This is a genomic window from Caldithrix sp. (assembly GCF_056497305.1).
Window position 1 is genome coordinate 39,517 of record NZ_JBSMDE010000127.1, and the last position, 21,818, is coordinate 61,334.

Sequence of the window (21,818 nt, forward strand, 5' to 3'; positions counted from 1 at the left end):
AAACTTTTAGGCTTACAATCAAAAAAATTGATTCGCGCTCTACTTTTGCTTACTTTCGCAGCCTTTAATAGAGTTCCGCAAAATTACGACTTGTCTGTCAAGGTAAGGAGACAACAACATTGGGACGACGAAGAATCTTGGTTTTTAGAATAAAAGGGGATTGTCCTTTATGAAACGATTGGTATTTTTACTGTTTACGGTGATTTCAGTCCTGTTTAGTCAGGAGAATGATTCTATTGTTTTTGCACTGCAATTCCCGATTGTGGTCACCGCTTCCAGAACGCCTTCCAGGCTGATGCTTGCGGCCCGTACGGTTTCTGTTCTGGATTCGGGTGCCCTTGCCCAAATGCCGGTGCATTCTGTGCAGGAAGCCCTGGCTTACATCGGTGGAGTCGATTTGCAACAACGCGGCAGCCAGGGCGTTCAGGCCGATGTCAATCTACGTGGCGCGGGTTACGAACAGGCCCTCATCTTGATTGACGGCGTAAAGGTCAACGACCCGCAGACCGGTCATCACAACCTGAATCTTGCCATCTCTTTGCAGGATGTGGAGCGCATTGAAGTCTTAAAGGGTGCTGCTTCACGCCTGTACGGACCGGGCGCCATGGGCGGGGTGATTAATGTCGTTACCAAAAAACCGGCAAAGAAGCGGCTTGAATTTTCGCTGTTTGGGGGCGACTTCCGCTACAATGAATTGAACATGAATTACAACTTTCAGGCCTTAAAAGCCATACACAAGTTGAGCCTGAGCCGTTCCAACAGCGCCGGTTATCGGCCCAACACCAGCTTTACCATCAGCACATTGACCTACCAAAACCGTGTTGAGATGGCGCAAAATGACTTTTTGGTTACCGCTGCGTACCAGGCTAAAGATTTTGGGGCTAGCCGTTTTTACCACCCGGCGTATCCTAACCAGCAGGAAAAAACCAGGACCCTTTTTTTGAGCGCGGCAGGTCAGTTTAACTGGCCCGCGGGATGTTCAACACTTTCCCCAAAAATCTACTGGCGGCGCCATACAGATGACTTCTGGCTGGATTACAAACAGCCTGACTGGTACCATAACAACCATGTAACCGATGTTCTGGGCGCTGAGCTGCTCGATCGGTTTACCAGTCGTCTGGGCCACACGGCGTTGCAGGCCGAATTGCAGTGGAATGCAATTCGCAGCAACAATTTGAACAATCACCAGCGAAATATGGCCGGCTTTTCTGCAGAGCATCAGTTTACTCTCCGGCGCTGGCTCATCGTTTTCGGAAGTTCTTTTTACTACTTTAACCGCTGGGGATGGCAGATCAATCCCAGCCTGGATGTTAGCTTTCAATTTAATCCCCGTTTTACGTTTTACATTTCAGCGTCAACAGGTTTTAGACCGCCAACGTTTACCGAATTGTATTATTCCAGTCCGGCCAACCGGGGCAATCCGCAACTCAAACCCGAGCGTAGCCGGGACGCGGAAATTGGCGCCCGTTTTCGTACCCAGCGAACTTTTAGCACCCTGTCGCTCTTTCGCCGTTCTGGTTCCAATTGGATCGATTGGTTGTTTGAAGAAGACGGTGCGTACTGGCAGGCTGAAAATGTTTTAGAAGTAACAACCAGAGGCCTGGAAATCTCATCGCAAATGGCCACAGGTAGTCGATGGCTCAAACAGATTCGCTTTGATTTTTGCTACCTGAATTCTGACAAAGCTCGTCAGGCCCGTGTGTCGAAATATGCGTTCAATTATCTACGTCAGCAGTTCATTGTTAGCCTGGATCAGTACATTTTAAAACCTATGTTTACCCTGTCATGGAAAGTGCGCTATGAAAATCGCGTTAATTATTCGGATTATCTTTTAGCCGATGTGCAATTTAGCTGGCAATTCAATAAACTAAAATGTATTGGCCAGATTACCAATCTACTGGATCAAACGTATCAGGATTTTGTTTCAATTCCCCAGCCGGGCAGGTGGTTTAAACTGGGCCTGCAATTCAAGGTCTTTTAACTGTTTTCAGAGAGCGACCGAACTTTCGGTAAGACAAATTGGTCAGAATGTTTTTGCAATCAATTAGAAAGTAGAGAGATATCGCGGGTAGCCAGGGTTTGGACTTCGGATGGGGTAAATGATGATGCGGTTAATTTCTTTTAAAGGCTGGAATTTAGAATATTTCCTTCAAAACATCTAATGCTTTAGCGTGCGAAAATTTTTATGCTGAAGATCCTAACCCCCCAGCCCCCTTCCCTTTTTTAAAGGGAACAGGGCCGGGGGGATGGGTTTTAAAACAAAAGCTCGCCATAAATGCTTCGCCCGTACAAAGTCGCGGATTGAAGCACGAGTTACATTGCTCTTTCGAATGGTCTGCCAATGTATGGGATTCTCAGAATGACATGCCGGCACGGTTCCTCACCGCCTGGGCATAAGTTGCCCCTTCGCAAATTAATTAGTAATTTTTAATTTAAAAATGCTTCTCTGTGCGCTCTGTGGTTACATAAATTCCTGTGAAAATGTCTTTTGGTTGCGGCTCTGCTGCCCAGGAGTTGCCTATTTTTAATCTTTCTTGATTTTTAAGGATTGAAGCACTTGTTGGTTCGATGAAAAAGCCATCGGCTCATGTGTAAAGGCGCCCGACCAGATGGATGGTTGTATTTACCAGTTCGGCAATGCGCTGTTCAAGGTCTGCATTTTGAAGGCTTTCTCCGGCGATGTCGCTTTCCAGGGCGTAAACGTACCTGGGAATGATCAGACAACGGGCATTCAACATTAAATCATTTAAAAAATTCATGGGCGCCATGTAGCTACCTTTTCCCCCGCCAACGGCCATCAGGCCGACCAGTTTGTTTTCCCAGGCCGAACCGGTCAGATCAAAAAGATTTTTTAAAGCAGCATTGACATCATAGTTGTAGATAGGCACGGCCACAATTAGCGCCTTTGCCTGCTCAATGTTCTGGCGTATCTGCTTTACCTGAGGATGGGCAAAAGAAGCGCCAGCATCACATAGGGGCAACTGGTAGTCGCGTAAATCAATGAGCTTAACCCTTTGCTTTTGAGCGAGAAAAAGCTCATGGGCGGCCCTGGCTAAGACATAACTGCGGCTCTTCTTGTTCAGGCTGGCGCTAATGATCAGAATATCCATTCAAGCTTTCCTGATTGACTTCAATGACAGTTTTCGCTCCTTACTTTCCTAAACCAAAAATCCGTTTAAAAACATAGCCGGCCATGCGTGGATTCTCTTTAAGGCGACGCGTGGAATAACCGTACCAGTCCTTACCAAATGGAACGTACACGCGCAGGCGATGGCCCGCCTTAACCAGAATATCGCGTAAATCTTCCTGGACGCCTAAAAGCATTTGAAACTCATAATCTTCTTTTTTCAGTTTGAGGCGATCTATCACAGTAAGGGCATGGTAGATTAACTTTTCATCATGGGTGGCAATGCCCGTGTAACAGCCATTGGAAAGTAGTTTATCCAGATTGTATTTGTAACTCTCATTAATAATCGCCATGTCTTTAAAGGCAATTTCTCGGGGTTCAACATAAATCCCCTTACACAGTCTCAAATTGGCTTTGTGTTCAATCAAATGATTAATATCATCGATGGTTCTTCTCAAATAGGCCTGAATCACAGTGCCAACATGCTGGCTGCCAAATTCTTCCTTGAGCTTCAAATACATTTCTATGGTGGCCGAAGTTGTGGTATGATCTTCCATATCAATGCGGACAAAATTGCCCAACTTTTGTGCTTCCTGCACTACGCGCCGAATGTTCTGATAACAAAAATCTTCGCTGATGAGCAGGCCCATGTGCGTGGGCTTTAACGAAACATTGGAATCCAATTGCTTTTTCTGGATGGTCTGCAACATCTCAATATAGGAATCGGCTGCCTGCAGACAGGTTTTTTCATCTGTACTAAATTCGCCTAACAGGTCCATGGTGGCCATGATTCCCTGAGCATTTAACTGCTTAACTTTTCTTACGCCATCTTCCAAAGTGGAACCAGCAATGTAAATTCTGGAAAAGAATTTTACGATTGGCCTGGGGACCAAAGGTAAACTCCAGACGATCATTTGATCTAACCATTTCATAAGCACCTCACCAGGTTTTTAACTTAATCCGTTCTTAATTCATTCCTCTTTTTGCATAAGGCTGAATTTTCGATCAAAATCATGATTTAATAAAACTACAGCATGATTAAAATGAGAACTGCAAACCGAACTCAACATTTTATTCAACGTCATGTTCTTTTTTGGAAGAAAATGCGTTAATCTCAAAGACCTTTGGCTGCTTCCCGCCGTAATGGCCCTAAATTGTCATTTTATCTGATGACAATAAAAGGCCTGCTGCCAGCCTTCCTTTCATTTTAAACCGGGTGCTAAAAGTAAAAAAAACCGGACACACCCCTTTTTAGGCCTAAGCTGTTGCACGATTGTTTCTTTCTCTTCCAGAAGAAAAAACCATGCTCTGCTAATTTAATGGGTTAAAATAATAGATTCAACCAAATCGGTACCTTTTTCACAAAATAAGTGAAAAGCAGACCTTTTTAGAATACTTTCCTCAAAAGATCTAGTCCCGCCACAGCGGGATGCGAAAATTTGTGTGCTGAAGATCCTAAGGCAGTAGAGCCGCAACCAAAAGTGCAAGAAACTGTTTTAATCACAATTATCTTTCACGCAGATTTCGCAGATATTCGCAAAAATAATTTAAACCAACTCTTCAACACGTCCTCCCTAAAACAGCATTAAAATTTTCTCACGCTAAAGCGTTAGATCTTTTGAAGGAAGTATTCTAATCCCCCCGCCTGCTTCCCTTCTTTTAATAAAGGGAAGGGGGGAGCAAATTGTGCAGCTTTGCTGATTTCTACTCTGATATGTTAAGATATTTTGCGATTTTCTATTTGCAATCTTTGTGCACTTTGTGAATGCTTTGCCCTTACCAAAGTCTCGAGCTGAAGCTCGAGTTACGTTGCGCCTGCAAATTGCCTGCCAGGGATAAGGATTTCTTAAATTAGCCCTCACCCTCTGGCGAAAATCGGGAGAGGGGGAAATTCAACTTGACGGCGTAGAAAATTTCTCATCGCGATGAATTAGGATTAAAAATAGCATGTAGGCGCGATTTGTAGAACTCTACAGGCATAAACTAATAATGTTGCAGAATCCCCCGGAATTGGCTTACCTGCCAGGCAAAAAAACCGAACAAATATTATTTTGTAATTAAATTGGCATTTTTTTTATATTTAAGCATTCATTTTAAACCTTGTTGATCGGGAGGACCGTTATGCAACAACAAAGAGGCGAATGGAGTTCCAAACTTGGTTTTATTTTAGCTGCTTCGGGTTCGGCCATTGGATTGGGCAATATCTGGCGCTATCCCTACATTGTTGGTAAAAATGGCGGCGCTGCTTTTGTGCTTATTTACCTCTTCATTGTTGTGGTAATTGGTCTTCCCTACATGTTGGGTGAACTGGCTCTTGGACGCTCGGCTCAAAAAAACCCGGTGGGCGCCATCGATGCTATCAAACCCCAATCTCTCTGGAAAGGGGTTGGCTATTTAGGAGTGCTGACCGGACTGGGCATTCTTTCTTTTTACGGGGTGATTGCCGGATGGACAGTAGGCTATATTTTTAAAATGTTAGCCGGAAATCCAGGGGACTTCCTCTCTTTTATTTCTGATCCTCTTCAGGTTACTCTGCTTTTTGCTTTTTTTATTTTAATCACAGCGGCCATTGTCCATGGGGGCGTTTCTGGCGGCATTGAGCGCTGGTCAAAGATTTTGATGCCCATTTTGTTTATTTTAATGTTAATCTTAATCGTCTATGCCGTGTCATTACCCGGTTCCGGCGCCGGGCTAAAGTTCTATTTAATGCCCGATTTTACCAAGATTGATGGATCGGTTATTCTGGCTGCCCTGGGCCAGGCCTTCTTTTCTTTAAGTTTAGGAATGGGTTTGATGATTACCTATGGGAGTTACGTTTCCAAAAGTGAAGATTTGTTCACCTCTGCCGGCTACATCGTCTTTTTTGATTCGTTAATCGCCTTTATGGCGGGTCTGATTATTTTTCCGGCCTTGTTTGCCAATGGGCAGGACCCGGAAGTCGGAGCGAAGCTGGTTTTTGTTGTTTTACCCGAATTGTTCATGAATATGCCTGCCGGTAGGCTAATTGGAGGGGCATTCTTTATTTTACTCTCTGTGGCAGCCCTTACTTCCACCATTTCATTATTAGAAGTGCCCGTTGCTTTTATGGTTGACGAGAAAAGAGCCCACCGCAAACAGATTGTTTGGATTGTAGCCGGCATTGCCTTTTTACTCGGTCTGCCTTCTGCCCTTTCTCAGGGGGCCAACGATTTCTTTAGCCATTTTGGGATCATTCCACAACGTCTGGCAGACCCTGACTTTCTCAGCCAGATGAGTTTTGTGTTTGGCGATTTCTCACTGGCTTTTGGTGCGCTTTTGCTTTCTATTTTTATTGGCTGGGTTTGGGGGGCCAGAATTGCCGGACAGGAATTGGTACTCGGCTCCCAAAACTTTAAAAAATTTTTCAACCTATGGGTTTTCATGATGCGTTACATCATCCCCCTGTCAATCTTCATTATTTTACTGAATCTCTTTGGAATTTTTAATTGATTTTGTAACACGATCGTATTATCTTCTATTAGTTTATTTTAGGAGCGTGGGGAAATCATGGCCTCTGTACGCTCAAAAAATATTTATGAGCAACATCCTGATTACAAAAAACCGCCTCTAATCCCTTTGCCCACAGGCGAAGAATTGATCTCGCTGGAAAGTGTAAATCTTAAACAAAACGCTCTGGCTCAGGTTGTTGTACGTTCGATATTAAAGCTCACCGGATTCCTGTCATTTTATCAAAAACTTAAACGCAATCTGGAAGATTACCTGCAACATACAGATATGCGTAGCCGCGCTCTGTTTTTCCCTGTTGTGTCTGCCACCCTGGCTTTACAAAATGATCCGCAAAAGAACGATCTCATTCAACGCAGCATCGCTTTGATCAAAGCCTGCCGCTCATTTTACATCGATATTAAACAGGGCCGTCTAAAACAGGATTACTGGCACGACCAGCCCCTGGAAATGGGGCAATATGCCAACTTTTTTTCCACTAACGTGGTCATTGAGGCCAAACGCGTAGAACTTTTTAAAAGTACGCAGGAAAATCAAATTCTGGTTTTGTGTCGAAATCACTTTTACCTGGTTGAGGTGGAAGACTGGCAGGCGCCCGATTTCGATGCGCGTTTGGCCAGCACCTTGCAATATGTTTTAGATCAGAGCAAAATAAAAGGAGCCCCTGTTGGCTTGTTAAGCGCTCCCTCGGCTCCACTACAACGCAAAATTTTCAAAATTTTAAGACGTTCTCCTCAAAACGCCGCCAATCTGGACCAGCTGAAACACACCTTTGTTACTCTTTGCCTGGAGCCGGATGCGGCGCCTTCATCACTGCAACAGGGATTTTTATGGGCTCATAGCCAATTTGCCAATCGCTGGTGGTTTAGCAGCCTGCAACTTGTTATTTACAGCAATGGGCTGGCCTGCGCTATTGGCAATTTCAGCGCTTATTTAGACGGCAATGTAATGATGCGCGGCAGCGCAGAAATTCAGAGGAGAGCAGCCCGGATTGGGCTGAACATGAAACAGCAAACCAAAGAGCGCAGGTTACCGTGCAGGAAGTTAGAATGGACCATTCCCCCCAAACTTTTTACCATGGGCAAGAATGATCTGGAACGAATTAAAGATAGGGATCAGCCGGCTACCTTTGTCATCGAAGAATTAGGCCGCCAATTTTTTAAAGCACACCGAATGAGCGCCGTGCCTGTTTTTGTGCTTGCTCTGCAAATGACCATGAAACAGCTTTTGGACAAATATCCGGCCATCCATCAATTTGTCTCTCTAGCCCACTACCGTTACATGGATCTGACTACGGCCGTTGTTTCCACAGAACCTGTTAAGCGGTTTGTTGATCAGTTTTTAAGCTCTACTTCATTTGACCAGAACCTGGCGCAGCTATTTTTACAGGCCCTGCAATCGCAAAAAGAGGTCGTTAAAAAAGCGCGTGAAAAATTAGCTTTGTCAGATATTCTCACACTCTTTTTTTTAAACAGCACGCGAATCAAAAGAATGTGGGCCCAGACCTTAATCTTCCCCATGTTGCGTCTTTTGAGAAAATTTCATCTTATTACAATGGAAAATCGCCAGGTGCTCATCTCCCATCCCGCCATTTATCTCGAGGTACCGCTGGTAGGGCGGCCAGGCGTTCGTTTACCCTATGTGAGCTATTTGGGCTTACATTATCAAATCTGGCCAGAGCACATTGTAATCACTTACATGCCGGCTCTGCGCTGGAAAATCCCAAATGAAACAATTACTCGTCATTTAAAGGAAAACCTGTTTAAATTAAAGCAGTTTATTGAGCAAAGCCATCCTGCTACATCAAACGTTTAAAAAAATGTTTTTTCTCCTAAAAATCTAAGGCAGCAAAGCCGCAACCAAAATCAACCACAGAGAGCACAAAGATTTCGAAAAAAAATGAAATTTATTGACATGAAAGGCGAAAACTCAGAAAAGCGGCACAATTTGCTCCCCCTTCCCTTTATTAAAAGAAGGGAAGGGGGCCGGGGGGTTAGGATCTCCAGCACAAAAATTTTAGCACGCTAATGCATTATATCTTTTAAGGTTAAGTATTCTAATCTTAAGAAAACGAAATATTCAACACACTCACTGTATTTCCCATCCGACAATGCACTAGGGGATAGCTACCGAAGCTTAATCCAGGGGAGGGTACTGTAAAAAGTGGTTCTAATAAATGTTGCGTTTGGGTGGATTTCCGCTCATTTTTTCCAGATCCTGAATGCGCGTTTCGAAAATCTGCAGCAATTTGTGCAGCAAACGTACATCGCGGTGTTCGGCCATGGAGCGACCGATTAAACGTCGGAAACGCGTTACAAAGTTATCTACCCCGTCGCGTGGAACAAACTTTACCAGCTCAATTGCCCGGGACAGGTGTTCGTAAAATTTTTCCAGTTCGTATTGCGACGCCAGATCGTATTCGTATTGCAACTCTGTTTTTTGAATGTGCTGGAAAAAGGTGTAAGAATAGATCATTACGGCCTGGGAGAGATTTAAAGCCGGGTTTTGCGTGGCCGTTGGAATGGTAGAGTGCAGTTGGCACTTTAAAATTTCTTCGTTGGTTAATCCGGAACTCTCCCGGCCAAAGACAATGGCTACAGGATGTTGCAGGGCAGCCGTTAGCAGCCGATCAGCGATTTGTTCTGGAGAAAAAAAGGGAAACTTAAAATGGCGCTTACGCATGGTAGTGGCTACGGTCAGTCGCATATCTTTGATGGCCGATTCAAAATCGGAAAAGATGTTTGCCTGGCGAACGATGTCCAGCGATCGGTGGGCCATCATTTTTACTTCGTCGTTGTTCAGATTGCAGGGATTGATTAAAATCAACTTTTCAAAACCCATCGTTTTCAGAGCGCGGGCTACGGAGCCAATATTCCCCGGCGATTCAGGCTCCACCAGAACAAAGTGTAGATTTTGACGAATGACCTTAAATTTTTCATTGAGCGGCATCCGTTGTGTCATCGATTACTCCAGATCAAAATCAATTTTTTGTGTTACCTTTATTTCTTTTGGTGAAACTTCGGCCCGGTAGGGCAAAATTTCTACCCCCTGTTTGTACACCTCCCGTAACAAACGACCATATTGAGGGTCGATGTGATCGGCCGGCTTAAACACAGTGCCATCGCTACGCTGGATGAGGAAGAGCATGACTGCCCGGTGGCCCTGGTTGACCATTTCGGCCAATTCCTTTAAATGTTTTTGACCGCGCGTGGTCACAGCATCCGGAAAGTAGTAGTAGCCATCCTCTTCTACCAGGGTGACATTTTTGATCTCTACAAAACACTGCTTGCTGTTTTTGGACAACCACAGATCAACGCGACTATTCTGGCCATATTTCACTTCGGTTCGCCAAGCGCTGTACCCCTGTAATTCCTCAATCACGCCTGTTTGCACACCTTCCACAGCGATCTTGTTGGCCAGAATGGTGTTAATGCCAATCCAGCATGTGCCATTGTGGATCATTTCCCAGGTGTATTTATATTTGCGTTTGGGATTGTCCGACTGACTGAGGCGCACTTCCCAGCCTGGTTGATCGCACGATTTCATACTGCCCGAATTGGGACAATGCGCGGTAATTGCACGCCCATCTTCCAATTCGATATCAGCCAGAAAACGCTTGTAGCGCCGGATCAATTTCCCTGCTATTAAGGATTGTTCAAATTTCATTGTCCCTTCTCTTTTTTAGCTTGCTGCACAACGAACTTCATGTTCATACCGGCCCGCTTTACCGGAACAAACCACTTTGATCAAACAAGAGGAGTGATTTCCAGTAACTAACGCCGGCGATGGCCAAATTTACTGGCCCTATTGAACTTAATTAAAGAAGGGAATTTAAGAATTTCCAGGTCATTAGCAAATAGAAGCTGAGAACAAAAAGGGGGTGTTTTTGGGGAGCGCTTTTTACAACAACCCGTTAGAAATTCTTTTTAATCCAGGCTGCAATGTCTTCAATCACCTGTCTGGCGACGTGCCCCGGTACCTCGTATTCCTGGGGGGTGGCCATACCCTTGCCTGGCATGAAGAGATGGTTCAAATTGTAATAATATTTGAAGGTGGCGCCGGGATTATGTTTCAGATGTTCTTTCCACAAATCGAAATCCCGTTTGGTCACCTGGTAATCCCGTCCCCCCTGCAAAACCAGAATCGGTTTGCGCAGACGTTCGGCCAGTTTTAAGGGGTCGTATTGATTCAGATCCAACCAATAGGCCGGCGGCGCGCCGAGAATGAGTTGAGTTGGCTCCGCCTGTTTCAAAAAGCTCTGGTTTTTTGTCAGGGCAATCAGTGAATCAATCTTTTGCAGTTGGAGCTGTTCCGGAGACGTAATTTGTCCGTCGAGATTAAAGATGTAGCGGTATTGTTCCTGCAATAAATCGGTGAGCGGTCGGGCGGAACCGGCCATGATGATAAACCCGGACAGTCTGGGGTAATATCGGGCAATGCGGGGAATGGCATAGCCGCCCAAACTGTGACCAAGCACAATGATTTGCTCGGGATCAATTTCGGCAATATCCCGCAAGAAAGAAACGCCGGAGAGAGCGTCTTCCACTGTTTCTTCGATTAGGGTAAACTGGCCTTTAAGAGAATCGACAATATCAGGATACTTATGCGTACGTTTTTCGTAGCGCAGTACAGCAATCCCCTTAGAGGCCAGTCCCCAGGCTAAATCGCGAAAGGGCTTGTTTGGGCCAATGGTTTCGTCGCGGTCATTGGGACCGGAACCATGAACTAAAACAACGGCCGGGAAAGGTCCTGGACCGTTGGGTAAACTTAAACTGGCTGGCAATCGCCAGGTCGTTGGAATGACTAAAGTATCGATTTCTGTGAAGGCCTCTGCATCCACGTAATCCGGAGGTTGCCAGCCCTGTGCCTGCTGGTGAGGTACAAAAAACAAACCTGCTATCCTGTTCTGCTGATCAAAAACAATTTTAGCGTCCAGCTTACCTTTTTCAAAGTTGCAGGTGATGTAAACCACGCGGTAGGTTTGAATGGTTTCTGTGCGCAGACCAGCACGCGACTTAAATGGGCCCATTTGTTGCTGTAGCGACTGCCAGGTGCTTCTAAGTTTTTCTGCTGGTAGCGCTTTACTCATGGTGGCATCGAAATAACTGACTGCACTGTCAAATTGCGCCTGGGCCAGGAAATCGACAAATTGTTGGGCCAGGGCCACAGGTTTTTGCCATTCAACGCTCGGTTCGACTTTTTGAGCGTCTACGTTTGCGCCGACCATCAACCAGGCAATTAAAAACAAAATAAGTTTGTTCATCATTCCTCCTTTCAGAATAAAGATGTAAAATTCTTCCACAAAAAACAATATCTACTTTAAATATCACCTTAGCTGATTTTTATTCAAAAAATGAGGAGAATGTTTTGTAAAAAGTAGGTAAAGAAGATTCACAGAGCAAGTTCTCTAAGGCAGCAGAGCCGCAACCAAAAAACTTCTTTAAAAAATGACAGGCGGGTGCCTCGGAACCCTTTAAATCTTACACTCATATACTCTTAACTTTACTTCTCCAACAGCAGAAGTTATTTCACGAATTAGCCCTCACCCCCTCGATCCCCCTCTCCCAGAATAAAAATCTGGGAGAGGGGGAAGACTTGTGTGGGAAATTTTCTTAATTGTCCGGCCGCTTTAGCCTGTTGGAGCGCAGCGGAAATTGCGATTCTCTGGGACGGGACATCAAACCATTCAACAATTCAACAATTCAACAGTTTTGCTTCTTCACACTACATAAAATTTTCGCACGCTAAAGCATTAGATGTTTTGAAGGAAGTATTCTAAGTAAGATTACAGAACAAACCAAATCCTAAGTAGGTAATTCATTTACACCTATTCCGTTTTAGAATACCTCCCTCAAAGGATCTGTCATGCCATGGCGGGTGGCGAAAATTCTTTTGCTGTGTGAGAAAAAAAATTGTTGAATTGTTTAATGGCCTCTCCCCGAGAATAGGGATTTTTGCTTCGCTACAACAGGCTGCGCCTTGTTCATACCCATCTCCTTGCCCTTTCTTAAAAAATAATTCGTAATTTTTGATTAAAATTAATTTTTTGCCTGTCCGGCTGCCTCGACCAGACGGGCGTCCTTTGTGACTCCTCAGTGCTTTCTGTGGTTTTTTATAGGTTGCGGCTTAGCTGCCTTAGAGTTTGGCCCGGTAAACACGCACATAATCCACTACCAGTTGTTGTGGGAATATCTGTGGGTCAACGCCCTTCGCTCCTCCCCAGCTACCGCCAACGGCTAAATTCAAAATCAGATAAAATTTTTGATTAAAGGGCCAGCTTTGCCAGCCTTTATTTTCATTCTCAAAGGAAAAATAGCGCTTGTCATCCACAAAAAAATCCAGTTTTTCCGGACTCCATTCCAGAGTATAGACATGAAAATGAACGGACACATCGGAGAATGTAATCGATCCCCCTTTTTGCGTACCCAGGTTGTGGTTGTAATTGTGGCAATGAATGGTTCCGTAAATTTTACCCGGATCGTACCCCACGTGCTCCATGATGTCAATTTCGCCGTTGTCTGGCCAGGAACCATTGCCATAAATGTTTCGCGAGGGAAGCATCCAGATGGCCGGCCAGGTTCCTCGTCCGGCGGGTAATTTTGCCTTAATTTCAAACCGGCCGTACACCCAATCGGCCCGACCGCGCGTGACCAAACGCGCTGAGGTGTACTCATGGCCCTGCCAGAAATCGCGCCGCGCTTCAATGATCAGAACGCCATCTTCCACCCGGGCATTTTCCAGCCGACGTTCGGTGTAATATTGCAGCTCGTCATTGCCCCAGCCATGGCCACCGACATCGTAGGACCATCTGGTAGAATCGGGTAGCCCCTGGTAGTTGAATTCATCCTGCCAGATGAGTTCCCAGCCCGGGAGATTAGCCGATGTACCCTCCATGCTTTTTTTATTACAACCCGGCAGCATTCCGCCAGCCAGGACAAAGATCAACAACAGATGCCAGCCTTTCATTCTCACCCGTTCATCCTTTTTAAATAGTACACGTCTTCTTTGGGAATGATCCTATCAAAAATTTCCTCATTGTGCGAAATCAACAAAATGCCGCTGCCGGCCACCATTTTCTCTTCAATCAATTTCAACACGCGCTGAATGCTGTGAAAATCCAGCCCATTCAACGGTTCGTCCAAAATGATCAGCTCCGGATGCAGCAGCAAGGCGCGCAACAGATTCAAACGCTGCTTTTGTCCACCGCTTAACCAGGCAACCTTTTTGTGTAAAAAGCGCGATGAAATGGGCTGATCAAAAATATCTTGCAAAAGCGATTTTAATCGGGCTTCGGAAAGTTCTTCGCTCAGGGGCAATCCTTTGAAGACCTGCAGGACACTGGCCTTTAGGTTTAGCGCTTCATCGGCATGCTGAAACACCATACTCAGCTTTTTGCCCCAGACGTTCTGACGCCAGACACGCGGCGCCGTTTGTTCGTTGAAAGCCATGCCGCCCAGTTCAAAGCGCACGCTTTCAGCCTTTTGTAACCCGGAGATGATCTTGGCCAACGTGGTTTTGCCCAGACCGCTGGGCGCTTTAAGGTAGGTTAGCCGCCCCTTTTTCACCAACAGCTCCGTAGACCGGCGTCCGGCGCCTTTAAAAAAAGCGAAATGTTTACCAAATACGGCGAACGGGCTTTTGACACGTAAAACAATATCTTTCCTCTTGGCTTTCAATGGTTTTGGAGGCTGCTGTTTTTCCAGCCAGCTCAAATAGTCTTCAGGCCGGAAAGGGAAGAGTTGCACCTGATGGTCATTCCGGCGTCGCAGTTCAAGAAAACGGATGTGTGGCAGCAAATCGGTATGCTGCGCCCCAATTTCGCTGATGATCGAATAATCATGGGTGATGAACAAAATGGTGCGCGCCTGCTGTCTGTAACGCCGAAACAATTGCTGTAAAAAAATATTACGAAAATAATTGTCCAGGCTACCGCTGGGTTCATCAAAAATAAAAAGTCCTGAGCCATTGCTTTGCAGATCCATTTTTTTCAAAGCCATGGCCAGTAAAAAGCGCTGTTTCTCTCCGCCGCTTGGCCGGTAGGGCCTGGGGTAGACGTGCAAAAGCGGCTGAATCTTTTCTTCAAAAGGCGCAGCCCACAAGCTTTCCAGAAGCGAACGATTGTCACTGTTCCGGGCCAGGCTCCCTTCATTCAACTGTTGTTCAATGGTCATTAAAGGATTTAAATGCGTGGAAGGCTCCTGGAATACAAAAAATCCATCGCGTTGTAGCTGCTTCAATTTCTGAGAATGGAGATATTGGTAATAGCTTCTGTCATTAATCCGGATGTGCAGGCTATCTGGACTGACCAAACCAAAGAGAGTTTGAGCCAGCAGGGTTTTGCCAATGCCCGACTCGCCGAACAAAAAAGTTATTTGCTGCCGTTCAATGATAAAATCATCGATGTACACCAATGGCGCTTTTAACGTTCGGATGGATATCTGGTAATGGTCAATCATTGTTCGATCCGCCTGGCAATGGAATTGGTAATTTTAAACAAACAGATCAGAGAAAAAATAATCACAAATGCCACGCTAATCCCCTGCAAATGTCTGAAGAGCAGGTTGGGCCAGTAGCCCAGATGCCCCAGGGTGTAACCGATGGCTAAAATATCCTGCTTGCTGTCAATATTGGCTAATAAACTGCCCAGGGTTACCGGTAAATTAACGGCATTGACACGCGAAGACAAACCTACGGAAATAATAAAATCCACGCTACATTGTAAAAAAATGGCCGAGGCAAAAACACCGACCGCTTTGTTCAGCAGGTAGGCCAGACTATTTTTCCAGATGATGTCGTAATTAATGATCCGCCAGGTAGAGATGCCACAAACACGCATGGCATTGTAAAAATCGAGACGCTGAAAGTAGTGTATTCGATCCTGTAATAAATCGAACACCTCTAAAAAAATAAACAAACTGATTAAAAAGGCCATTAACACCAGAATCCACAGTTCAGCGCTGAGCGCCTCTTGCTCAATCCAGATGGTCAGCAACACATATCCCAATAAAATCCCGACAATTTGCGGCACAGAACGGATCACATTGAGGAAAAAATGGATGCCGGCCAGCACTCTGGGCCACTCATTCTCTTGCAGGTAATGGATCAGCAGGGTCCAGCCCCAGGCCTGCAAAAAAGAAAAAAGAACCACACAAAAGGCGACAAAGAGCGAATTGAAAAAGGCCTGGTTCAAGCTTTGAAAAGCAGGCCGGTTAAGGAAAAAGAAATCCCACAACCAGAGCGCGGACAGCCCGGCCAGCCAGAAGATGAACCAGCTCTCGGTGGGGCGCATTTGAGCCAGAATAGCCATGCGATCCAGTCTGCGCAGCAGGTGCAGCGTACCCTGACGCAAACTTTGTCCTCCTGCCTCAAAATAGGCGCACATGTTCAGCTTACCTTTCATAAGGCGTCCAGTTTTTGTTGTTGTTTAAAAAGCAGCACATCGGTCACACACTCTGTAGTTTTGACGATCAGGTACAGGCCAAGCACGATCAGCAAGGCCAGATCAAAATTCCGGTAAAGCAGTTGCTGCAACAATTCATAGCTCAAATGGCCATGAATATTGAGCGCCATTTCGATGATCACCAGACTACTGATGACAAATGCAGCCTGTTCCTTGAAGGTAGCCAGATACTGAAATGTACTATTGACGTAAATGTGTTGCAGCACATGGCCATCGAACCGTTTTTTGAAGGCCAGAAGTTGACGCCAGCGAATGCCTCCTCTTCTCTTGAATTCATATTCGTTGTTCAGGTTTTTAACGATTGCCGTGCGCACGTAGCCCTTTTCGCTCTCATGTAATAGAAAGTGGTAAAACTTGAAGGCGTAGGTAATCAACAGGCCATTGGTCAACACGCCCAGCAGGATGAGAAAAAGCAGAGATTGCGAAGAAAAATCCGACTTAATGGAATAGGCTACCACATAAGCTGGAGCAAAAAAGAGCAAATACAGCAAGGCTTTACCGATCAAAAAGCCCCCGGTTTTTAATAGGTTCAATAACAGGGTCCTGTCTGGCGCTTTAAGCAAACGCAGAAGCAGGAACAGCAGATGATAAAGTTGGGGCGATTTAAATTGACGGTGGCGAATAAAAAGGTAGAGGCCCAGGGTTTGCACTCCATAATAAGACAGGGCCATGACTATCAAAAACAGCAGAAAAAACTTAATGTACATCCACAGCAGAGTGGTCAATGGTTTTCGGTAGGCCCGGCGCTGCGCGCTTTCTTTTTGTGCCATGACATCTTCCTGACCAAGGGAAGCGTACTGCTTCCACAAAGACAGGTAATAAGCCGAGTCAGCCCCGGCAAAGGTCCGGGCCATTTCTTTGAACAGGCTGGATTGAAAAGCATCGTGGGGATTTAAATTAAGTTTTTGCAGGGCTAAAACCTGGCTGGCTATTTTTTGCTGGCCCGTGTTGCGGGGTTTTAAGGCCAGAGCCAGAATTAAAATGATTACGCTGACCAGCAAAGCGCTGTAACCATGGAAAGTCAAAATCCGCTTCACGGCTTTCTCCGTTTTGTCAGGTGAAGTGTAAAGCCGTTTTGCACCGTAAGCGCAAAACCGTTGATACGCGCAAGTTCGCGCACCTCGCCAATAAACTGCCGGGTGCTTTGCGGCCAGTTTTTAAGCAATTGCGGCTGGGAGAAGGTGAGAACAATGCTCCTCCGGTCAGATACGATCTTCCATTGCGGAACATCCTGCCCGGTCTGCTGGCCTTTAAAATAGACATACAATTGCTGGTAGGTCTGGTTTTTGTTTTGCACCAGAAATTGTAGCTTTTCCAGAAAATCATTATTTCCTCTTTGTGGGACCTGGTGCCGCTGACGTACCACCTCCCAGACGCGATTCGAACGGTTTTTTACCCAACCAAAAAGGGGCGGATTGGCCTGCACGGCAACGTAGTAATCGTTGCCTTTGCGAAAAACGCGCACCAACTTTTGACCCGAGGTTAAATGGCGCATTCTCTGTTTGCTTTGTGGATTCAACAATTCCAGCGAGGCATCTGGTCGAATGCGCACTGTGTCCATGATCAATGAAACACGGGAAACATAGGTGCTAAATCCTGCTTCATGCAAATTTAAGGGCTGCCCTTCGCTGTCCAGCAAAAGCAGATAGTCCCTATCCAATACTTTTACACGGTAAGCGTGTGTCACGTTATCAGAAAGGGTCACAACCTGTTGCAACTGAAAAGGCGTCCATTGCCCAAGAGTCCGCTTTTCGGCGACCGTCAACTCCTGGCGATAGGAATTGAGCAAGGTTAAAGCCCGCGGGCTTTGGACAATCAAAAAATTCACTTTTTGCGCCCAGCTTAAGGCCAGCAAAAAATTTAAACATAAAATGATTTTACTTTTCATTTGTACCTTTTCACGCATCCGTTCCGAGAAAGATTAATCATTTTAAACATTGCATTCAAGAGCGAAATCGACTAATAATTTCGCGAAAGTAAATTTTGAATGAATAGAAAACGTTCTATTTTTTTCTGGACTTAAAATGCTTAACCGCAAAACAAGCCAGACGGTTCCCAAGGGCCTTAAGTTCTTTTTAAAGAAGCTACCGGGCTCAGGCAAATCGTAACTAAGCGGTGAGGGCTTGTGCCGACATGTCATTCTTCTCGCCAGGCGGCTTAATGCCATCTTTGTTGGGAACAAAAATGCGCCGTGCTGGTTTCAAATTCTTAAATCGTTGAAAAAATTTAAGGCGCGGCAGATGCGGTCACGATCCTGAAGCAGAACGGATTTTTAACGCTTAAAACTTAGTTTGTTATTTGTTGCTCCTAACTTTAAATTAGACACCTATGAAAAAAAGTAAATACCTGGCTGTGGGCCTGATAGCATTGATTTTTTTGAGTAGTTGCATTCACTACTCGGCTCCCTTGAAAAAAGGATGGTCTAAGCCCCATCCCGTCTCTTTCAAAGCGCGTGACCATTTTTTACAGGGGATTTATTACCAACAGGAAGGACGCTACAGCGACGCCCTGGTTGAGTTTTACCAGGCTTTGCATTACGATTCTACCTCAGCGACCATTTACAGCACCATCGCAGAAAATTACATTCGAATCGGTGAGTTTGAAACGGCGGAACTGATGTTGAAAAAAGCACGGCATCTTGCGCCGAACAACACCGACATTCTGCAAATGTCAGCAGAGGTGGCCTTACGTTTGGGCAAGGATGATCAGGCCATCCGCTTTTACGAGGCGCTGCTTAAAATCGATCCTTATGAAGACGAAGCCCGCGAAATGCTCATCCTTCTGTACCAGAAAAAAGGCGATGATCTGGCTGTCGCCCGACACAATAAAATTTTGATGGACCTCTATGGCCAGGACAAAGACTTACTCTACCGCCAGATTCAGATTTATGTCAAGAACAAAAAGTATGAACAGGCGGCCCGAACGGTACGTTCGATTCTGAAGCTGGACAGCACCGATGCCCGTGCTTACTACTTTTTGGGATTAATGCAAGAGCAAAAGATGAACATCGATTCGGCAGCCTATTACTACCGGCGGGCGGTAAAATTCAGTCCTAAATTTTCTCAGGCTCTGGATCGATTAAATTTTATTTTAAGAAACAAAAAAGCCTGGCCCGAAATCATCAATCTTAACCGCTATGTGCTGGCGCATGACACCTCTTCGGCTACGGCCCGTCTTTTAATTGCCGAGGCCTTTTTTTACCTGAATCAATATGACAGCCTCCGTGTCTATTTAGAGCCTCTGCTACAACGCGCCGATTCTCCGCCGGGCGTGTACGAACTTTTAGGACGCATGGAATTGGAAGAGAAAAACTACGCCCGCGCCGTTCAATATTTTAAAAAATCCTTACAAATCGACGATGAAAATCGTCTTTCCTGGTTACTGCTGGCCTTTACCTATTCGGACATGGGCGATACGGCCAGAGCAGATTCCACTTACCAGATATTGTTGAACCGTTACCCCAACGATGTCACGTTCTGGTCCTTCTACGGAAATTTTTTACAGGAAAAGAAGCAATATCAAAAGTCCATAGCTGCCTTTAAAAAAGTACTGGAACTCGATCCCAACAATGAAGCTGCGCTATCCGGCCTGGCTATTATTTACGAAAACCTGAAAATGTTTATGCAATGTGACAGCATTTACGAAGTCGCCTTGGAGCGCTTACCGGATAACGCTTTGATTTTGAACAATTACAGTTACAGTCTGGCTGAGCGCAACAAAGACCTGCAACGCGCCCTGAAAATGGCCAAACGGGCCATCGAATTAAAGCCCGACAACGCCGCCTATCTGGACACTTACGGTTGGGTTTTGTACAAACTCGGGCATTACACGCAGGCCATCCAATACATCAAACGTTCCATTGAATTGCGGGACAATTCCGCCGTGGTTATTGAACACTTAGGCGACGTTTACAAAGCCATGGGAGACCTGGAAAATGCGGTATTTTACTGGAAAAAAGCGCTGGATTTAGAGCCAGACAACAAGACCATCAGAGAGAAAATAGAAGCGAGTGGTTTATGAAAAAAACATTATTGTTCTGCATCACCTTTTTAATCATCATACAGGGATGTAAAACACAAAGTACACTACTTAGAGAAAAATACCCGACCCCAACCTATCGTCAACTGTTAGAAATTCACGACCAGTGGTTGAATAGCATCCGTACGTTTAGCGCCAAAGGTCGCATCACCATCGATTCGCCGCAGTTCTCGGGCAACCTCGAAGCCGACATTGTGGCCAGTGGAAACGATTCTTTGCTGGTAGCCGTAAAGGGATTGTTCGGCAGTCGGCTGGGTAAAGTGTTTATCGGCAAAGAGCGCTTTATTTTCTACAATCAATACGATAATCAATTTTTAACCGGACAAAATTCCGATTTTGACAGCACTTCCTTTTTGCAATTTCCGGTTACCTTAAGCGAACTAAAGCAGGTTTTGCTGGCCAGAGATCAGTTCAATATCTTAAAAAAACAGACCTTTCAAAAGCAGGCCGACGGTTACTTTTTAAGCGCTGAGAACGGGCGTTTTAACTATCGCATCTGGTTTGATCCGGATTATTTACTGATCCGACGTATTGAATATCTGGAAGGCGATCATTTACTCTTTTTTAAAGAATACCGTCAATTTTCTGAACGAAATGGCATTGTTTTTCCCAGAGTCATCAACTTTGTCCGTCCGGAACAGAAAGAGGGGCTGAGTATCATTTTTACCCAAATACAAATCAACCAACCCATTGAGAAGCAGGTTTTTGAAATCAAAGTCAGTGAGTCGGCTAAACAGTTGATTATTCCGTCCAACAATTCATAGATGGTGGGTATTATGGATTTGTCAATCGTTGTTCCCTTTTACAATGAGCAGGATTCGTTACAGGAATTAGTGGAACGCATTTATCAAACAGTCGTGCCCCTGCAATTGAAGTTTGAATTACTTTTTATTGATGATGGCAGCACCGATGAATCGTTTCAGCGTTTGTTGAAAAGCAAGGAAAGCCATCCGGAAATTAAGATCATTCGTTTTCGCAAAAATTTTGGCAAAAGCACAGCCCTGTCCGAAGGTTTTGACCGCGCCAGAGGCAAGGTGGTAATTACCATGGACGCCGATTTACAGGATGACCCGGCCGAAATCCCTAATTTGTTAAACAAACTGCAAGAAGGCTACGACCTGGTCTCGGGCTGGAAAAAGAAACGGCACGACCCGATTACTAAAACCATTCCCTCCAAACTGTTCAATTTTACCACGCGTTTGTTGACCGGCATTAAGATTCACGATTTCAATTGCGGTCTAAAGGCTTACCGGCAGGAAGTAATCAAAGCCATTCCGGTTTATGGGGAACTGCACCGCTATTTGCCGGTACTGGCCCACTGGCAGGGATTTCGGGTCGGCGAAATTCCCGTTCAACACCATCCCCGTCAATTTGGCCAAACCAAATTTGGCGCCCGGCGCTTCCTGAGCGGCTTTTTCGATTTAATTACCGTTCTTTTTATTACACGCTACCGGCACAAGCCCATGCACCTGTTCGGCTTGTTCGGCTTATTGAATATGTTTGCCGGGGCTATCATTCTGGTGATTCTGGCCGTTCAATGGTTCCAGGGCGAACCACTCAGCCGCAGGCCTCTACTCTTTTTAGGAATTTTACTGGTCATTGTGGGCGTACAATCCTTTTCGCTGGGCCTGATTGGCGACATGTTAACCAGCACCAAAGACACACGTCCCAGATTTGCCGTTAAAGAAGTCATTGAGTAAGAACAACGAA

Annotated in this window: 16 protein-coding genes; 6 read left to right on the forward strand and 10 right to left on the reverse strand. The window is 45.4% G+C overall.

Going from position 1 to position 21,818, the window contains the following annotated elements:
* Positions 1-169: 169 nt before the first annotated feature.
* Positions 170-1,981 (forward strand): TonB-dependent receptor plug domain-containing protein, encoded by a 1,812-nt coding sequence (locus tag ACWB0I_RS10585; protein ID WP_479388030.1) that lies wholly within the window; start codon positions 170-172, stop codon positions 1,979-1,981.
* A 604-nt stretch (positions 1,982-2,585) separates the two neighbouring features.
* Here the strand turns inward: ACWB0I_RS10585 and ACWB0I_RS10590 are convergent.
* Positions 2,586-3,110 (reverse strand): NADPH-dependent FMN reductase, encoded by a 525-nt coding sequence (locus tag ACWB0I_RS10590; protein WP_479388031.1) that lies wholly within the window; start codon positions 3,108-3,110, stop codon positions 2,586-2,588.
* Positions 3,111-3,150: 40 nt separating this feature from the next.
* Positions 3,151-4,059, reverse strand: coding sequence for a proline dehydrogenase family protein (locus ACWB0I_RS10595; protein ID WP_479388032.1), 909 nt, complete (start codon positions 4,057-4,059; stop codon positions 3,151-3,153).
* Between the two features lie 1,189 nt (positions 4,060-5,248).
* Here ACWB0I_RS10595 and ACWB0I_RS10600 point away from each other — a divergent pair.
* Positions 5,249-6,595, forward strand: coding sequence for a sodium-dependent transporter (locus tag ACWB0I_RS10600; protein ID WP_479388033.1), 1,347 nt, complete (start codon positions 5,249-5,251; stop codon positions 6,593-6,595).
* 57 nt (positions 6,596-6,652) lie between these two features.
* Positions 6,653-8,425 carry a choline/carnitine O-acyltransferase gene (locus tag ACWB0I_RS10605; RefSeq protein ID WP_479388034.1) on the forward strand — a complete coding sequence of 591 codons (1,773 nt, stop codon included), beginning with the start codon at positions 6,653-6,655 and terminating at the stop codon, positions 8,423-8,425.
* Between the two features lie 354 nt (positions 8,426-8,779).
* On the opposite strand, the gene ACWB0I_RS10610 is transcribed toward ACWB0I_RS10605, so the two are convergent.
* From ACWB0I_RS10610 to ACWB0I_RS10645, 8 genes are all read right to left on the reverse strand, one after another.
* A complete protein-coding gene (locus tag ACWB0I_RS10610) occupies positions 8,780-9,571 on the reverse strand; it encodes an RNA methyltransferase (RefSeq protein WP_479388035.1) in 792 nt (263 codons plus the stop codon).
* A gap of 3 nt (positions 9,572-9,574) precedes the next feature.
* The gene (sfsA, locus tag ACWB0I_RS10615; RefSeq protein ID WP_479388036.1) at positions 9,575-10,276 is read right to left on the reverse strand and encodes a DNA/RNA nuclease SfsA; all 702 of its coding nucleotides are present in this window, start codon (positions 10,274-10,276) and stop codon (positions 9,575-9,577) included.
* A 247-nt stretch (positions 10,277-10,523) separates the two neighbouring features.
* Positions 10,524-11,876, reverse strand: a complete 1,353-nt coding sequence (locus ACWB0I_RS10620) for an alpha/beta hydrolase (RefSeq protein WP_479388037.1) — start codon at positions 11,874-11,876, stop codon at positions 10,524-10,526.
* Between the two features lie 869 nt (positions 11,877-12,745).
* On the reverse strand, positions 12,746-13,576 hold the full coding sequence (locus ACWB0I_RS10625; RefSeq protein WP_479388038.1) for a glycoside hydrolase family 16 protein: 831 nt from the start codon (positions 13,574-13,576) through the stop codon (positions 12,746-12,748).
* Between the two features lie 2 nt (positions 13,577-13,578).
* Positions 13,579-15,066, reverse strand: coding sequence for an ATP-binding cassette domain-containing protein (locus tag ACWB0I_RS10630; RefSeq protein WP_479388039.1), 1,488 nt, complete (start codon positions 15,064-15,066; stop codon positions 13,579-13,581).
* Positions 15,063-16,010: a hypothetical protein gene (locus tag ACWB0I_RS10635; RefSeq protein WP_479388040.1), complete on the reverse strand. Its 948-nt coding sequence runs from the start codon at positions 16,008-16,010 to the stop codon at positions 15,063-15,065. The genes ACWB0I_RS10630 and ACWB0I_RS10635 overlap by 4 nt, the downstream gene beginning before the upstream one ends.
* Positions 16,007-17,107 carry a hypothetical protein gene (locus tag ACWB0I_RS10640; protein ID WP_479388041.1) on the reverse strand — a complete coding sequence of 367 codons (1,101 nt, stop codon included), beginning with the start codon at positions 17,105-17,107 and terminating at the stop codon, positions 16,007-16,009. Before ACWB0I_RS10640 ends, ACWB0I_RS10635 begins: the two co-directional genes overlap by 4 nt.
* On the reverse strand, positions 17,104-17,976 hold the full coding sequence (locus tag ACWB0I_RS10645) for a hypothetical protein (RefSeq protein WP_479388042.1): 873 nt from the start codon (positions 17,974-17,976) through the stop codon (positions 17,104-17,106). The genes ACWB0I_RS10640 and ACWB0I_RS10645 overlap by 4 nt, the downstream gene beginning before the upstream one ends.
* A gap of 422 nt (positions 17,977-18,398) precedes the next feature.
* Between ACWB0I_RS10645 and ACWB0I_RS10650 the strand changes: the two genes are divergently transcribed.
* From ACWB0I_RS10650 to ACWB0I_RS10660, 3 genes are read left to right on the forward strand one after another with little or no spacing between them, the layout of a single operon-like run.
* Positions 18,399-20,090: a tetratricopeptide repeat protein gene (locus ACWB0I_RS10650; RefSeq protein ID WP_479388043.1), complete on the forward strand. Its 1,692-nt coding sequence runs from the start codon at positions 18,399-18,401 to the stop codon at positions 20,088-20,090.
* On the forward strand, positions 20,087-20,872 hold the full coding sequence (gene lolB1, locus ACWB0I_RS10655) for a lipoprotein insertase outer membrane protein LolB1 (RefSeq protein WP_479388044.1): 786 nt from the start codon (positions 20,087-20,089) through the stop codon (positions 20,870-20,872). Before ACWB0I_RS10650 ends, lolB1 begins: the two co-directional genes overlap by 4 nt.
* A gap of 12 nt (positions 20,873-20,884) precedes the next feature.
* Positions 20,885-21,808 carry a glycosyltransferase family 2 protein gene (locus ACWB0I_RS10660; RefSeq protein WP_479388045.1) on the forward strand — a complete coding sequence of 308 codons (924 nt, stop codon included), beginning with the start codon at positions 20,885-20,887 and terminating at the stop codon, positions 21,806-21,808.
* The last annotated feature ends 10 nt before the right edge of the window (positions 21,809-21,818 follow it).

What these genes read in the sequence shown, in the direction of transcription:
- ACWB0I_RS10645 (WP_479388042.1), bottom strand. Translation starts at nt 17,976, where the DNA reads ATGCGTGAAAAGGTACAAATGAAAAGTAAAATCATTTTATGTTTAAAT.
- ACWB0I_RS10610 (WP_479388035.1), bottom strand. Translation starts at nt 9,571, where the DNA reads ATGACACAACGGATGCCGCTCAATGAAAAATTTAAGGTCATTCGTCAA.
- ACWB0I_RS10650 (WP_479388043.1), top strand. Translation starts at nt 18,399, where the DNA reads ATGAAAAAAAGTAAATACCTGGCTGTGGGCCTGATAGCATTGATTTTT.
- lolB1 (WP_479388044.1), top strand. Translation starts at nt 20,087, where the DNA reads ATGAAAAAAACATTATTGTTCTGCATCACCTTTTTAATCATCATACAG.
- ACWB0I_RS10605 (WP_479388034.1), top strand. Translation starts at nt 6,653, where the DNA reads ATGGCCTCTGTACGCTCAAAAAATATTTATGAGCAACATCCTGATTAC.
- ACWB0I_RS10660 (WP_479388045.1), top strand. Translation starts at nt 20,885, where the DNA reads ATGGATTTGTCAATCGTTGTTCCCTTTTACAATGAGCAGGATTCGTTA.
- ACWB0I_RS10635 (WP_479388040.1), bottom strand. Translation starts at nt 16,010, where the DNA reads ATGAAAGGTAAGCTGAACATGTGCGCCTATTTTGAGGCAGGAGGACAA.
- ACWB0I_RS10620 (WP_479388037.1), bottom strand. Translation starts at nt 11,876, where the DNA reads ATGATGAACAAACTTATTTTGTTTTTAATTGCCTGGTTGATGGTCGGC.
- ACWB0I_RS10600 (WP_479388033.1), top strand. Translation starts at nt 5,249, where the DNA reads ATGCAACAACAAAGAGGCGAATGGAGTTCCAAACTTGGTTTTATTTTA.
- ACWB0I_RS10585 (WP_479388030.1), top strand. Translation starts at nt 170, where the DNA reads ATGAAACGATTGGTATTTTTACTGTTTACGGTGATTTCAGTCCTGTTT.
- ACWB0I_RS10625 (WP_479388038.1), bottom strand. Translation starts at nt 13,576, where the DNA reads ATGAAAGGCTGGCATCTGTTGTTGATCTTTGTCCTGGCTGGCGGAATG.
- ACWB0I_RS10595 (WP_479388032.1), bottom strand. Translation starts at nt 4,059, where the DNA reads ATGAAATGGTTAGATCAAATGATCGTCTGGAGTTTACCTTTGGTCCCC.
- sfsA (WP_479388036.1), bottom strand. Translation starts at nt 10,276, where the DNA reads ATGAAATTTGAACAATCCTTAATAGCAGGGAAATTGATCCGGCGCTAC.
- ACWB0I_RS10590 (WP_479388031.1), bottom strand. Translation starts at nt 3,110, where the DNA reads ATGGATATTCTGATCATTAGCGCCAGCCTGAACAAGAAGAGCCGCAGT.
- ACWB0I_RS10630 (WP_479388039.1), bottom strand. Translation starts at nt 15,066, where the DNA reads ATGATTGACCATTACCAGATATCCATCCGAACGTTAAAAGCGCCATTG.